This is a genomic window from Streptomyces sp. NPDC058231 (assembly GCF_042882275.1).
GTDB lineage: Bacteria > Actinomycetota > Actinomycetes > Streptomycetales > Streptomycetaceae > Streptomyces.
Genome location: NZ_JBHVWN010000009.1, coordinates 171008 through 186530, shown reverse-complemented (window position 1 = coordinate 186530; position 15523 = coordinate 171008). Strand labels below are relative to the sequence as shown.

Sequence of the window (15523 nt, the reverse complement as noted above, 5' to 3'; positions counted from 1 at the left end):
GGGACTCCACCATGCCCAGGCAACAGAATCGCCTCGACCACCCAACAGTTGATGATCAACGCAGCCGCCTCAGCCCAACCGAAACGGCGAGGCTAGTGCTGTGACCGGAAAGGTTTGCCGGGAAGCTCGCGTTGTCCGGTGCGGTGCATCGCAAGGCGGAGCATCGCCCGCGTACTGGATGTACTCGGGTGATGCGACAACGCGGCGAGGTGCCGTGCCGGGCGGCACGAGCCGGTGAACCTTTCCGGTCACAGCACTAGACCGGGCATTCCGGCGAGACGCACAAGTACCGCCCCTGCCCCATCAAAAAACAGCCCCCGCGTTCTAGGGGGCTGCTTCTCTCACCTTCACGGATCCGGTTCAGTACCAACCGTAGCCGTATCCGCCGAATCCATACCCGTCGTAGTAGCCGTACCCGCTGTCGTAGTAGCCGTAGCCGTCATTCCACCAGCCGCAGCCGTCATAGGAATGGCTGACCCCGTATGCCGGATGAGCCGGAGCAGCCGACGCCGTACTTGCAGCACCAACGGCGGCACCGCCGGCCAGCATCAGACCCGCGGCTGCTACCGCGAGGGAACGCTTGATATGAGGTGCTCGCATGAGTCTCTACTTCCTTCCACCACCGAAATCGATAGTGGGTGGCCGTGATGCACATGACGCGCGCGGTGCACAGAGGCCACCTTCCGCATAGGGGTGCACATTTCGCAGCTGACCGGTTCCCGTTTTTCAGTAACCCTGCCACCCGGAGGGTGTACCCCCGGTTGTGCCTCTCACAGCCCTCACGTTAGTAGCAGGTGATTCCTTCAGCAATGTGTACGGAACCTGGTCGATCTCGCAGGTCAGCAGCCGATGGTCGGGGCCGGGACCGCGATGTCCGCCCCTGCACCGCTCCTATCGGTGGTCACGCCCCGGAGCCGCGTCTCACCCGTATGAAGTATGAGCAGGTGAACGAGGGCACCAGGGAGGCGTCGAGTGGGAACGAAATGCCTTCCGGACCGGTGAAAACGCGGAGTCGAGGACCCAGGCGCCTCAATCACCCGCCCCGGCCGACGACCCACCCCCGAATTGAAATGAAAGAGGAGAAACGGGTCTTCAGTGCACGACTCGAAACGGACATTCTTCCGGACGTCAGGAGAATTTCCTGCCGGGCATTTCCCCCGACAGAACACTCCCGGCCTCCGATGACGTGTCGGACCGGACCCAGCACGGAGTCTTCCCGTAGTCGGCTGACACAAAAGGAAGTTGACCGGCCATGCGCTGAACTCTTGGTACCCGGCCGCGGTGTCACCACCCCGGAGGAAGGTGATCTCGAAAGAGGGTCCACGGCGCCGACTCTTGAGGCCTCTTCCGAAAAACGCCTCCCCATGCACACACCCCGGCCGGCAGTCGAGGACTCTCACTCGCCGCCCTGACCAGCGTCGCAAGCTCCGCCCAACCTGCCGCCGACACACGTGGCCCGGCGGGCATCCGGTACCGAGCACGCCTCGACGACAACCGTCCCGCAGACACGACCGATCAGACACACCGCCGTGACCAACCGGCATCCCCACGCGGCTTCAGCAGCGCGGGAACGTCTGCCACCGGGGAGGCAGCGCAATGATCGAGCCTCAGATCCGCACCGATCCGGCCAGTTGAACCACACCACGGACCGGTCGCCGACGTTCACCTTCATCCACCGGTCTCACATTTCGAGAACGCGTCAGCCTTTTTTACGCATCCCATATGCCAAGTCCCCGCACCAGACCGCCCGTTGGGTAAACCTTTGCTCGATACAGAGGTGCCTGATGTGATCCGGTGCGGGGTCTTTTGCCGCAGAGTGTCTCCGGAGATTTCTGACAGCTCCTGCCTCGGGATCCGATTTGCCGGTGTGTTGACGACGTGAGGGTGGGGTGATCATCCTTGGCTCGCAGCGCGGCGTTACTTTCCTGATACATGGAGGATTGATGTCTTCTCGAAGATGCAGCAACTGGACGTCCGCCGCTGCATCGGCAGAACCCGAACGCCTGCAATTCTGCAGACAACTGAATGCAATACGCAACGAAAATATGTGTCGGCGGGCTGATTCCGAAACCTGACGCGAGTCGAATGAAGCAACGGCCACAGGATCCGCACCGGCAGCACACGTCCGCTCGACCTTCACGGGAATGCGGCGGACACGTCCCACCACCGTGGACACCCGAGGTGAGCGCGGTAGCAACGGTGCCACGCGACCACGAACAAGATCCCCGCGGCGCAGCAGACATTTCCCGATGCGAAGAAATTGAAGGAGAGGAATATCTTCGCTCGCGACCACACAAGTACTGACAACCGGAATCCGACAAGGATTTCGAGAACACTTTCCCGACGTCATCGAAATTTTCAACCCGCCCCCATGCGGACACTTCTCCACGGTCGGATCACCGGCGGGGCGCGGACATTTTCCTTAAAGACTGACAACATTTTAAGCTTCTTTACCCTCCCGGATGCGCTGGGCGTTCCTCCGGATTTTCACGAGAGATCAGCCGTGCAGGGCGCCGGACGGGCCCACATCCGCCATGTCACCGCCCGCTCGCTGCCCCGCCCACCGCGCCCGCCGGTCCGACAGAAGGAGTCATGGGTCCCGAGCCGTCAGCCGCTGCGGGACGGAGCCGGGCCGCGTTCTGCACTCCGTCGCGGCGCCCGCCCCTCATCGGCAGGGCCCATCGGTCTCGACGCCGGGCGCCGGCAGGCGCTGCGCGCCACTCGCGCCGAGCCCACGAAAACTCTCCGCCGCCGAACCCGGGATCGGCACGTCGTCCCGGCGGCCGCGGAGTCATCGAGGAAGGTTCATCCAAGGAATGAGGACCATGTTCCCACGCAGAAGGCGCTCGAGACGGCCTCGACGCATCACGTTGAAGCGCTGGCCCACAGCGGCGGCGTCAGGGGTGATGCTGCTCGCGGGGGCCCTGATAGCAGGCACCATGTCCCCGGCTGCCGCCGCCGTCCCCGGAGCCGACGGCGGGGTGTCCAGATCTCCGGCGTTCTCGTCCTCGGCCAGGGATGCGACAGGCCCCGAGGCCGATGTCATGGTCAACGGCTGGGGGGACGGGGCGGGTTACCACCTCGAACTCGCCACCGGAGCCGGCAGTTACACCTGGCGAGAGCTGGCAGTGCTGCGGCCGGCGGGTATCGACGACTCGGCGTGGACCGGCTACCAGTGCGTCTCGGGTGACGGCAAGTACGCCGCGGTCACGGTCCTCCCCGCGTCGTCGGTCAATATCGCCGCCGCCCGTGACCACGGGGCGTTCGCCTACACGGTTGATCTGCACACCGGTTCGGTGAAGTCGGTGGCCTCAGGTGTGGCTCTCAAATATCACTCCCCGGGCTGCGGGATGAGCGAGACCACGGAATTCACCGTCAACCCGGGCGAAGACCAGCGCCGTACGCAGGTGCTGACGGTCGACATGCGGTCCGGCAGGATCCAGCGGTCGGTCACGGTCGACGGCCAGGTCACGAGCGTGGTGCCCACCGCGGACGGGCCCGTCGGAGTGCAGGGTGGCTCACTGGTGCGTCTCCCGCTCAAGGGCGGCAAGGCGCACCCGTCGAAGCTGGCCGATGTCGACGGGCTGGCGTACGACCTGCGTCCGGCAGCGGGCGGCGGAGTCGACTTCGCAGTTCAGCGTGGTGCGGACGAGTCGTCACTCATCATGCGTGAGCGCTCCGGGAAACTGTCCGAGCTCGGTCGGGGCAAGCACACCGCACTGCAGCTGCTGCAGGGGCGTGCGGGGCACCCGCTTGCCGTCGGTGCGACGAGCGCCGTCACAGGTTCGGGTATCCGAAAGGTGGCGACGAATGGGCTGCCGAACGGGGCGACGAGCGCATCGTTGGACGGTGGGGCGGTGATGGGGCTGGGTGCAGGCACCGAACAGTCCGCGCCGCTGATCCTGGCGACCAGGAGCGGAAAGCTCATCAAGCGAGCAGTACCGGGGGGCTCGAAGCGACCCAGTTCGTCATTGCCCGCACCGGCGCCCGAAGCGGCGGCCGGCACAGCCGTCTCTCCTTCGACCTACCGCAGCACGGTCGCTCAGCCGAAGACGGCGACCACCGCGACGGTTGCCACCCTGGCGCGACAGACCTCCGCGGCCACCGCGGAAGGCGTTGCGGTCACCGAGGCCACCACCGCGGCCGCCACGAGCCCCAAGTGCTCGGTGGGCCGGAACGAGGAGAACCGCCAGGTCATGCAGCCAGGTACCGAACAGGTGTCATGGGCGGCGCAGATGGCCGAGCAGGGGCTGCTGGTGGGATCCTCCTACCAGCGTCCGGCGAACTACGCGAACCTGGGTCTGGTCGCGTACTCCCCCAATGACGACTTCTCCAGGATCGCGCTCAAGCACCCGGCCGGAGATTCCTGGGACTCGGTCCCGCGCTCGGTCTACCAGGCGATCGTGGCGCAGGAGAGCAACTACAGCCAGGCGTCATGGCACGCGCTGCCCGGGATCGCCAGCAACCCGCTGATCGCCGACTACTACGGTGCCGGCGGCCTGATCACCAAGATGGACTACTCCAAGGCGGACTGCGGCTACGGCCTCGGTCAGGTCACCACCGGCATGGCGAACGGCGAGACACAGTACTCCGCGCACGGCCAGTGGAAGATCGCGACGGACTACCAGGAGAACATGGCAGCCGGGCTGCAGATCCTGGAGCGCACCTGGAACCAGCTGTACGACGCGGGTATCACCGTCAACGGCGGCGACCCGAAGTACCTGGAGAACTGGTACTTCGCCGCGTGGGCCTACAACTCGGGCATCCAGCCGAACGCCGCGTTCGGCAACACCACAGGCTGCACCCCGGGTCCCAACTGCACCGGAGCCGACGGTACCTGGGGCCTCGGCTGGGCGAACAACCCGCGCAACCCCGACTATCCGCCGACCCGCGCCCCCTACCTGCGGGATTCGTACGCCGACGCCTCGCACCCCGCTAGCTGGCCCTACCAGGAACGCATCATGGGCTGGATGGGCCGGCCCATCCTGCGGTTCGACAAGCCTGCGTACGACACACCCGACTACCACGGCGGCAAGAGCTGGCTCCAGATGCCGCCGGTCGACGCCTTCTGCACCAATGACAACCTCTGCGACCCGACCGGGAAGCAGAACGCGGACTTCTGCTCGCTTTCGGACTTCCAGTGCTGGTGGCACCAGCCCGTCACCTTCATCTCCGACTGCTCCACGACCTGCGCCACCAGCAGTTACTCAGCGGGCTCCGGCTCCAGCGAGCCCGCGGTGGTCAAACCGCACCCCCACCCGCCGTCCTGCTCCCTGGACACCGCTCATGTCCACGACGAGGGCCATGGCACCCCGGTCGTCGTCGACGAATCACAGAGCCAGCCACCACTGAATCTGGTGGGCTGCGGGTCGTCCAACTGGTCGCAGGACGGTACGTTCACGTATACGCCGGGCACCAACAGCGCTGGTGACCCGATAGGCGCGCTCGACACCCATCAGCTGGGGGTCGGCTTCGGCGGCCATACGCTGTTCACACACACCGAGACCGGCTCCAACCCCGATGAGATCAACACCGGGACCTGGAAGCCGAACCTGCCGAAGCTGCAGTACTACAAGATCAAACTGCATTTCCCTTCCACTGCCGCCAGTGCCACCAATGTCGTCTACTCCATCAACCCGGGCGGCGGAGCAAGCCCGTGGAAGATCCGGGTGAACCAGGACTGGGGATCCGAGGAATGGGTCACCATCGGCACATTCGCGATGGAGGACGGCGCCACGGTCAAGCTCTCCAACAAGAGCGACATCACCGGCTCGGGGAACATCAACTACGCCGACTACGACGTCTCCTACGACGCGGTGGCCTTCATTCCCGAGGGCGGCACCCCGGGCAAGCCGATCGGCGGCCCACCGGGGGTCAAGGACGCGCCCAAGGGCAGCAACCCGTCGTGGGTCCAGTGTGGTTGCGTGCGGCGCACCGCCGGTGACCCCGTCGACACGAGCACCGGGTACTTCGGCGACACCTTCACCGACCTGTCGACACCCGGCCGCGGCATGCCCCTGGACTTCACCCGCAGCTATGCGTCGGCCATGGCCAGCTCCGACGGCCCGAACGCGGCACTCGCCGAGGACGGCCCGTTCGGCTGGGGATGGACATACTCGTACAACCTGAGCGCGAGCACCGACAGCACCAGCGGAGACGTCACCATCAGGCAGGAGGACGGTTCCCAGGTCACGTTCACCAACGCCTCCGGTACGTACACGCCCAGCGCCCCGCGCTATGACGCGACATTGAAGAAGGACGGCTCCGACTACGTCTTCGTCCGCAAGTCCAAGGAGGTCTTCACCTTCGACAGCTCGAGCGGACATCTGACGACCGAGACCGACCTCATCGGCAGCAAGGCCACCCCCGGGTACGCCACCGAGCTGGCCTACGACGGAAGCGGCCACCTTCACACCATCACCGACCCGGGCGGCCGCGTGTACACGCTGACCTGGACAGGAAGCCACATCACAGCGCTGACCGACTCGGCGAACCGCAAGGTCACGTACGGATACGACGACAACGGCGACCTCACGGATGTCTACGGTGTGGGCACGACACGCTCGCCCAGCCTGCAGGACGACGACCACACGCAGTACACCTACACGTCCGCGCATCTGATGAAGTCGATCCGCAAGCCTGCCCAGTTCGGCAGCAACGCCTCGCCCACACCGGTCACATCCATGGCCTACGACGCCTCCGAGCGAGTCATCACCCAGACCGACGCCCTGGGGAAGGTGACCACGTTCACCTACGGTCCGGACCTCGACTCCGGTCTCACCGAGGGCCAGACGCTCGTCACCGACCCGGCCGGACACGAAGTCCGCTACGACTACGCAGACGGAATGCTCCAATCCGAAACCCACGGATACGGAAGCAAGGACGCGGGGACGTGGACCTACACCTACGACCCGATCAGCCTCGGTGTCAGTTCCATCAGTGACCCGGACGGCAATCTCCAGACGTTCACCTACGACGACCACGGCAACCAGACATCGGCCGGTGATGCCCGCGGGTTCACCACCAGTCACGTCTACGACGACAACGACAACCTGATCACCACCATCGATCCGTCCGGGCTGCGGACGGACTACACCTACGACGAGGACGACCACATCACCGCCGCGGGCAGCGGCTTCGGGATCGTCACCAGCACCACCGAGCAGCCGGCCGACGGCAGTGCGGCCGCCCGCACGACCAGTACCTATTACGAGGACGCCGACCACCCAGGTGACGCCACCCGCGCCGTGGACGCCCGGGGCAACACCAGTCACGCCACCTACGACTCGGCGGGCGACCTCACCAGCACCACCGACGCGGAGAGCGACAAGACCACGTACGGGTACGACACCAGCCGTGGTCTGCTGATGTCCACCGTGTCACCGACCGGTACCTCGGCAGGCACGGCAACCGGCTGCACCCCGCCGGCGAAGGGCTGCACCACATACGCCTATGACGCGTGGGGCAATCGCACGAGAACCACCGACCCCGTCGGCCACACCACCGGTGCGACCTACGATGCCAACGGCAACAAGACATCGGTGACGGACGGCAACGGCAGGAAGACCTCCTACGGCTACGACGCCGCGGACCGGAACACCACCGTCACCCGCCCCGACGACACGGTCCTGAAGACCACCTACAACCCGGACGGCACGGTCGCGAAGACCACCGACGGTGCGGGCGCCGACACCGTCTACGCCTACGACGCCCAGGGGAACCGCAGCAGCCGCACCGATCCGTCCCACCGCGCCACGACCTCCGAGTACGACGGAGCCGGCCACCTCACCGAGGTCACCGACCCGTCGGGCCGCACCACCACCTACACCTACGATCCGGCCGGCAACGTCACCGGCATGAACTACTCCGATCCCGCCACACCGGATGTCACCGACACCGACTACGACGCCGCCGGGCACCGCACCTCGATGACCGACGGCACCGGCACCAGCACGTGGACCTACGACGTCTTCGGCGACCTGATCTCGCACACCGACGGCGCCGGAAGCACGGTCGGCTACGGCTACGACGAGAACAACAACACCACCTCCGTCACCTACCCGGGCGGCATCGGAGGGACGGTCTCCCGGACGTTCGACAAGGCGAACCGGATGACCGGCGTCAAGGACTGGAACGGCAGATCGACGACGTTCGGTTACAACGCCGACAGCCAGTGGAAGACCACCACCTACCCCAACGGAACCACTGCGACCACCGGTTACGACGACGCCGGGCGGACGACATCCGACACCCTTGCCAAGGGTTCGACCACGCTCGCCTCACTCGTCTACTCCCGCGACGATGCGGGCCAGCTCGCCGGCGAGACCCCCACCGGGGTTCCCGGCAGCGCACAGACCTACCAGTACACCGCGCGTGAGCAGGTGAAGTCGGCCACCGCCGGTTCCGGCGTCACGTCGTTCGCCTACGACGAAGCCGACAACCCGGTTCAGGTCGGTGCCGGCGGCCAGGCCTTCGACGCAGCCAACCAGTTGTGCTGGTCGACCACCGGCAGCATGCCTGCCGACCCGGACTGCGCCTCGGCACCCACGGGAGCGACCACCTACAGCTACGACGACCAGGGCAACCGCACCAAGGCCACCGATGGGAGCAGCACCACCACCTCCACCTACGACCAGGGCGACCGCCTCACGGGTGTCACATCCGGTTCCGGCGAGGCGACCTACGCCTACGACGGTGACGGGCTGCGTGTCGCAAAGACCGTCGGCGGAACCACGACGTCCTTCACCTGGGACGCCGAACAGGTCCCCGATCTGCTCTTCGACGGCACCACGGACTACGTCTACGGTCCCGCCGACGCGCCCGTCGAGCAGATCGCGTCGAACGGCACCCAGTGGTACTTCCACGACCAACTGGGCTCCACCCGCGCGCTCACGGACAGCAGCGGCACGGTCGACTGCACCTACGACTACACCCCGTACGGCGCGGTCATCGGCCACACCGGATCGGCTGCGACGGCTCTCCAGTACACCGGGCAGTACACCGATGCGGAGACCGGACTGATCTACCTCCGCGCCCGCTACTACGATCCCGCCACCGCGCTGTTCCTCACGGTCGATCCCGAGATCGACAACACCCTGGAGGCGTATGCCTACGTCGACGACAACCCCCTGAACCTCATCGACCCGACCGGCATGTTCGGCTGGGGCAGCGTCACGGGATTCATTCACAAGCACGCCAGCGTGATATCGCATGTCAACGCGATCGCGACCGCGGCAACCGCTGTGGCCGCCGGTGTCGGCGCCGCCTGCACCATCCTCACCGTGGGTGGATGCGCACCCTTCGCAGTCGCCGCGGTCAGCGTGGTGTTCTGGACCTCGCTGGCAGTCACCACTCTGACCCAGGCCGCTCTCACCGTGGACAAATGCAGCTACGGTTCGGGCTGGGACTGCGCGGAGTCGTCCCTGTACCTCGGCGCGGACGTTGCGACGATGGGCGGGACGGGTGCGGTTCTCGGGAAGCTCCCAGGAATGCGGTCGGCACCCATCGATCCGCTGATCAGCAACCTCCGCAAGATCTGTGGAAGAGAGTGAGTATGTACGAGGAGGAGGCGGTGAAATGTCCCCTCGGACACGTCCGGAGCCGGATCTGACCATCCGTCCCGCTCTTCGTTTCGGGCTGCTCCTCGTCGCGCCCGGCGCAGTGCTTCTCCTCCCCCGAGTGGTGCTGAGCGAGGACGTCCGGAGCCGGATGGTGTGGAGCGGGCTGCTCGTCGCGCTGCTCGCCGTGTCGGCGCTCACCCGTCTCACCGGAGTCAGCCTGGACCGGGAGGGTGTGACCGTTCGGCTCGGGCGGCATGTGACGCGTATCGCCTGGACCGAGTTGGTCTCGGTGAGCGTCCGTCGCACCGGCGGGTCCAGCAGGCACAGCGTTCTCGTGCTGGAGGGCAGCGGAGAGAAACGGACGGAGATGCCTCTGCTGCTGATCCGGCTCCCTGACCGGAGACGGCTGCTGGCAGCACTGGAGGCGCGGGCGGAACCGGGCACACTCCGGCGGGACGCCGCCTTGCGAGAGGCACTGGCCGAGCCCTGCGACACATAGCGTCGAACGGGTTCAGGGCGCGTCCGCGATCTTCGCGGACGCGCCTTCTCCGTTGTCCTCCCGCGGCTCGCCCGGTTGAGCCGCCCCCGTCTCGGCGCAGTGTGTCTGTCTCCTCACCCCTGAGCGTCACGGGCGTCGAGGCGGGCCACCGGGCGGCACATCACGTCAGCCGGAGAGCGTGCTCGTGAGCGGCCGGCCCGACCCGCCCGGGTGCCCGTGCCCGGCGGGTCCTGGTGGTGCGGAGGCTGCCCGTGTCGCGGCACCGCACCGCGTACTCTTCTCCCCGTGCCAGCCTCCCGCCTGCATCGTGTTGCCGTCCTTGTGCTCGAAGGTGCGAAGCCGCTCGATGTCGGTATTCCTGCGCAGGTCTTCACGACCCGCGGGAGCATGCCGTACGAGGTACGGGTGTGCGGCGCGGCACCCGGCCTCGTGACCGGCGGCGACGGCCTGTCGTACTACGTCGCCTCCGGGCTCGACGCGCTCGCCTGGGCCGACATCGTCTTCGTCCCCGGCTACCGGTTCCCGGACCGCGAGGACCCGCCGCAGGCAGTCATCGACGCTCTGGTCGCCGCCCACAGCCGGGGCGCACGCCTCGCCGCCATCTCGACGGGCGCGTTCGCGCTGGCCGCCACCGGCCTGCTCGACGGCAGACGCGCCACGACCCACTGGCACTACACGCGGGCGCTCGCGGCGAAGCATCCGCTCATCCAGGTCGACGAGAACGTCCTCTTCGTCGACGAGGGCAGCGTGCTCACATCGGCCGGTGCCGCCTCGGGCATCGACCTGTGCCTGCACATTCTCCGCGGCGACCTCGGAGTCGCCGCGTCGAACTACGCAGCCCGGCGTCTGGTCGCGGCCCCGTACCGCAGCGGCGGTCAGGCGCAGTATGTGCCGCGCAGCGTGCCCGAACCGCTCGGCGAGCGGTTCGCCGCCACCCGGGAGTGGGTGCTGCACCGGCTCGGCGAGCCCCTCACCCTCGATGCGCTCGCCCGGCATGCGGCGGTGTCGCCCCGCACCTTCTCGCGACGCTTTGTCGAGGACACGGGGTACACGCCGATGCAGTGGGTCATGCGCGCCCGGATCGACGTGGCCCGCGAGCTGCTCGAGCGTTCGGAGCGGAGCGTGGAGCAGATCGCCGCCGACGTCGGACTCGGCACCGGTGCGAATCTGCGGTTGCACTTCCAGCGCATCCTCGACACCACGCCGAGCGAGTACCGGCGCACCTTCGCTCAGGGCGAGTAGCCCGACAACGCGAGGCGGGAACCTTTGAACGTGGTGGCGGGATCCTTTTGAACCGTGGCGATCACGCCGCTGTCGTGGACGGATGCCGAGGCGCGAATCTGAGGGCGAACCGAAGGGACACTTCTCATGACTCGTATCGCCATCAACGGATTCGGCCGCATCGGACGCAATGTGCTGCGCGCGCTGCTCGAGCGCAACAGTGACCTGGAGGTCGTCGCCGTCAACGACCTCACGGAGCCCGCCACCCTTGCGCGGCTGCTCGCTTACGACTCCACGGCCGGCCGGCTGGGTCGCCCGGTGACGGTCGACGGGACGACGCTCGTCGTCGACGGCCGTCGCATCACGGTGCTCGCCGAGCGGGAGCCCGGTCAACTGCCGTGGGCCGAGCTGGGCGTCGACATCGTGCTGGAGGCGACCGGCCGCTTCACCTCGGCCAAGGCCGCCCGCGCCCACCTCGACGCGGGGGCCAAGAAGGTACTCGTCACCGCGCCGTCGGACGGCGCCGATGTCACGCTCGCGTTCGGGGTCAACACCGATGCGTACGACCCGGCCCTGCACACGATCATCTCGAACGCCTCGTGCACGACCAACGCCCTCGCACCACTGGCCGCGGTGCTCGACGAGCTCGCCGGTATCGAGCACGGCTTCATGACCACGGTGCACGCCTACACGCAGGAGCAGAACCTGCAGGACGGTCCGCACCGTGACGCCCGTCGCGCCCGCGCGGCCGCCGTCAACATCGTGCCGACCACGACGGGCGCCGCCAAGGCGATCGGTCTCGTACTGCCGAACCTCAACGGCAAGCTGTCGGGCGACTCGATCCGTGTGCCTGTCCCGGTGGGCTCGATCGTCGAGCTCAACACGACCGTGGCCCGCGATGTGACACGTGAAGAGGTGCTGTCGGCGTACCGCACCGCGGCGGAGGGGGCGCTGGCCGGCGTACTCGAGTACTCGGAGGACGAGCTCGTGTCGTCCGACATCACAGGTAATCCGGCTTCGTCGATCTTCGACTCGTCCCTCACCCGCGTAGACGGCCGCCACATCAAGGTGGTCGCCTGGTACGACAACGAGTGGGGCTTCTCGAACCGCGTGATCGACACGGTCACGCTGCTCGCGACCGGCTGAACGGGCGCCAGGGCGGTCCGGACGCCAGGGGACCGCGCTGCCCGGCACGTCCCGTCCGCGCTCCGGCCGGCCGAACCGCCCGACCGGAGCGCTCGGCCGTGCCGTGGCAGTCCAGGTCGGCCACGAGACCGCCGGCGGACGTCCCACAGGTCGAGATCCGGCGTGACAAGGAGTGCTGACGGGTATGGCGAACCACTGGGTGGGAGTGACCGTCGACTGTGTCGACTTGGAGCGGGTATCGGGCTTCTGGAGCACCCTGCTGAACCGCCCGCCGGGGCCGTCCCGGCCGGGCTGGGTCTATCTCGGCCATCATGGCGACCCACAGCCGCGGCTCGTCTTCCAGCGCGTGGCCGAGCGGAAGTCCGGCAAGGTCCGGCTGCACCTGGACGTCTCGGTCGACGACATCGATCACGGCATGGCCCAGGTCGTCGCCCTCGGCGGTCGGTTCACCGGCGAGCGGCACGACTACGACGAGGGAGTGGTCGTCGTCATGGCCGATCCCGAGGAGCACGAATTCTGTCTGGTCCAGTACTTCTGACGCATGGTGGGACGAGGCCACCACCCTGTGCTCCGCTCGCGGAGAGCCTGTGAGCTGAGCAGCGCGGGCTGCCGGCATTCGCCAAGGATCCGCCGGCCGAGGAGGCCGTCGGCGGTACGCCGGAGGATGCGGTACCTCCTGGAGGCCGGGGGTGAGGCCGGCTGCACCCCCGGCACGGCGGCTGTCCGATCCATCACCGACTCCGCACGCTCACAGGCATGTTGAATCACACCGGCACGCGGCCGTCGCCACGCTCCTGGGACGGTCCCTCGTCGTCTCCAGCACCTGCACCCACCTGGTCGCCCCGAGTTCGGCCGGCCTCGTCGACCGTGCGATCCCGCGAAGCGGCACGTGCACGTGCCGCTTCGCATCAGCCACGGGGGCTGCTGATCCGCTCGGGTCGGATCACGTAGATCACCCGGACTTGGTCGCGACCGCCGAACCATGGGTAGGGCCCGCCGAGGTACTTCTGCGCCAGCGCCTCGATGTGGTCCACCGCCCCCTCGGTGGTCACACGCAGCACACGGCCCCGGATCTGGACGTAGGAGGCCGGGTCCGAGGGGTCGGCGACTGCGACGGCCACCCTCGGATCGCGTGCGATGTTCCGGGTCTTCTGATGCGACTCGACGCTGTTGATCAGGACGTGCTCGCCGTCGGTGTCGACCCATGTCTGGGTGAGCTGCGGCGAGCCGTCAGGCATCGTCGTCGCGATGTAGCAGGTGCTGGGGCGGCGCAGCAGCGCCACCACGTCCTCGCCGAGTGGTACGGGCACAGGGGTACTCCAGAGATCGGTACGGGCGGGTTGCTCGGGGCAACGGTATCCGCAGCGGGCAGCCCGGCCCTCCCCCGCTCCGTGAAACCGATCACCAGCTTGTACGGATCCACCGCGTCGCCCCGGGCGGCAGCCTGTTGCCGGCTCCGATCAGGCCGTCCAGTACCTTCAGTTGAGCGGAGCGTTCGGCAGCGGCGCCGCGGTGAGGGCCTTGAGGATCTCTTCGGCGAGCGGGCCGGAGGAGGCAGGGTTCTGCCCTGTGAAGAGGTTGCGGTCCCTGACCGTGTACGGCTCCCAGGCGGGGCCCCGCGAGTACTCGGTGGGCAGCTTCTTCAGCTCGTCCTCCAGCAGCCACTTGGCTCTGTCGGCGAAACCGACCCCTGCCTCCTCCTCGTTGCAGAAACCCGTCACACGGAAGTCGGCGAAGGGTGTGTCGCCGTTCGCGTCACGCGTCGCAAGGAGAGCGGCCGGGGCGTGGCAGACGATGCCGAGCGGATTGCCGGAAGCCAGTGCCTTGCGCAGCAGCGCTCCGGAGTCGGGGTCGACGGAGAGGTCCTCCATCGGGCCGTGGCCTCCCGGATAGTAGACCGCGCCGTAGTCCTCCAGCCGCACATCGTTGAGGGAAAGGGGATGGCGCAGCCCATCCGCCGACTCGATGACGGCCTCCTGCTCGAGGGCGTTCTCCTCGCCGCCCGCCATACGGGGTTCCAGGCTCATCGTGTCCACAACAGGCACGACTCCACCCGGAGTTGCCACGGTGATCTGGTGGCCGGCTTCGGTGAACACGCTGTAGGGCGCCACGAACTCCTCGGCCCAGTACCCGGTCGGGTGGCGGTGGCCGTCCTTGAGGGTCCAGTAGCTCGCGCCGGTCAGCACGCAAAGGATCTTCACGATGGGACGCTCCTCTGGAATGACGTTGCCCCGAAGAGGGCAGGACGACTGCGTCAAACATGTGGATCAATTCTCAGTGGTCTCCCCAGCGGCTGCACTTCCGGAGATCCGGGGTTGCGCTTCCGCGTCTCGGTTCCCTGCGGCGTCCGTCCCATCTGCTTAGGCAGGGGTTCTGGAAGGCCGAGCTTCCGACCGGTCGCTCATCGCTCGAAGGTGCCGTACATGGTGGCTCGCGCGACAGCGTGCGTGAACAGGAGGAAATCCATGTAGGCAGGGGTCGTTGCCTCGGAAACCTCCAGCTCTTCCACGTCGACGGCATGCACCACGAGGAAGTAGCGGTCCGGGCCGTTGCCCGGGGGCGTCGCCGGACCGAGGTACCTTCTGTAGCCGGCGTCGTTGGTCAGCGTCACCGCGCCGCCAGGCAGAGCGCCACCGTCTCCGGCCCCGGCCGGCAGGTCGGTCACAGCAGCAGGAAGGTTGGCCACGGCCCAGTGCCAGAAGCCCGAGGCAGTGGGCACGTCGGGGTCGAACATCGCCACCGTGAAGCTTCGCGTCTCCTCCGGGAACCCGGACCAGCTCAGCTGTGGTGATACGTCCGAGCCGCCCGCTCCCAAGATTCCGCTCGCCTGCTCGCGGGCCAGTTGCCCGCCGTCGGCAACGGACTCCGAGGTGAGCGAGAAGGTCCTGATCCGCGGCATGAAATCGTAGGGGCCATAGGGTTTGATCATGGTATTCCTTCGCATCCGAACATCTCGATGAAGGCTTCTGAGATGTCCGTGCGAAACACGCAGCGCACGCAGGGGCATCGCCGGCCCGTTCCAGCAAGTCTGTCTTCGAGTTCCTCGGGGTGAATTCATCGAAGCTCTTGAGGACCCAGCCTGCAACCGTCCGATCGT

At 67.1% G+C, this 15523-nt stretch carries 9 protein-coding genes; 5 read left to right on the top strand and 4 right to left on the bottom strand.

Features of this window, described 5'->3' with window-relative positions; translation table 11 throughout:
* Positions 1-360: 360 nt before the first annotated feature.
* Entirely contained in the window at positions 361-600 is a 240-nt protein-coding gene (locus tag ACFVXE_RS09755; protein ID WP_389670487.1) for a hypothetical protein, read from the bottom strand.
* A gap of 2339 nt (positions 601-2939) precedes the next feature.
* Here ACFVXE_RS09755 and ACFVXE_RS09750 point away from each other — a divergent pair.
* The 5 genes from ACFVXE_RS09750 (at position 2940) to ACFVXE_RS09730 (ending at position 12964) form a co-directional block, all read left to right on the top strand.
* Entirely contained in the window at positions 2940-9551 is a 6612-nt protein-coding gene (locus tag ACFVXE_RS09750) for an RHS repeat-associated core domain-containing protein (protein ID WP_389670486.1), read from the top strand.
* Positions 9552-9576: 25 nt separating this feature from the next.
* Positions 9577-10059: a hypothetical protein gene (locus ACFVXE_RS09745; RefSeq protein WP_389670485.1), complete on the top strand. Its 483-nt coding sequence runs from the start codon at positions 9577-9579 to the stop codon at positions 10057-10059.
* A 285-nt stretch (positions 10060-10344) separates the two neighbouring features.
* The gene (locus tag ACFVXE_RS09740) at positions 10345-11301 is read left to right on the top strand and encodes a GlxA family transcriptional regulator (RefSeq protein ID WP_389670484.1); all 957 of its coding nucleotides are present in this window, start codon (positions 10345-10347) and stop codon (positions 11299-11301) included.
* Positions 11302-11427: 126 nt separating this feature from the next.
* Positions 11428-12426 carry a type I glyceraldehyde-3-phosphate dehydrogenase gene (gene gap / locus ACFVXE_RS09735; RefSeq protein ID WP_389670483.1) on the top strand — a complete coding sequence of 333 codons (999 nt, stop codon included), beginning with the start codon at positions 11428-11430 and terminating at the stop codon, positions 12424-12426.
* 184 nt (positions 12427-12610) lie between these two features.
* The gene (locus ACFVXE_RS09730; protein WP_389670482.1) at positions 12611-12964 is read left to right on the top strand and encodes a VOC family protein; all 354 of its coding nucleotides are present in this window, start codon (positions 12611-12613) and stop codon (positions 12962-12964) included.
* Between the two features lie 370 nt (positions 12965-13334).
* Here ACFVXE_RS09730 and ACFVXE_RS09725 read toward each other — a convergent pair whose 3' ends face one another.
* The 3 genes from ACFVXE_RS09725 to ACFVXE_RS09715 all read right to left on the bottom strand — a co-directional run bounded on the left by ACFVXE_RS09725 (position 13335) and on the right by ACFVXE_RS09715 (position 15355).
* Entirely contained in the window at positions 13335-13736 is a 402-nt protein-coding gene (locus ACFVXE_RS09725) for a PPOX class F420-dependent oxidoreductase (RefSeq protein ID WP_389670481.1), read from the bottom strand.
* A 168-nt stretch (positions 13737-13904) separates the two neighbouring features.
* Complete coding sequence (locus ACFVXE_RS09720; protein ID WP_389670496.1) at positions 13905-14630, bottom strand: type 1 glutamine amidotransferase domain-containing protein; 726 nt, start codon at positions 14628-14630, stop codon at positions 13905-13907.
* A gap of 197 nt (positions 14631-14827) precedes the next feature.
* Positions 14828-15355 (bottom strand): YbhB/YbcL family Raf kinase inhibitor-like protein, encoded by a 528-nt coding sequence (locus tag ACFVXE_RS09715; protein ID WP_389670495.1) that lies wholly within the window; start codon positions 15353-15355, stop codon positions 14828-14830.
* Positions 15356-15523 lie beyond the last annotated feature (168 nt).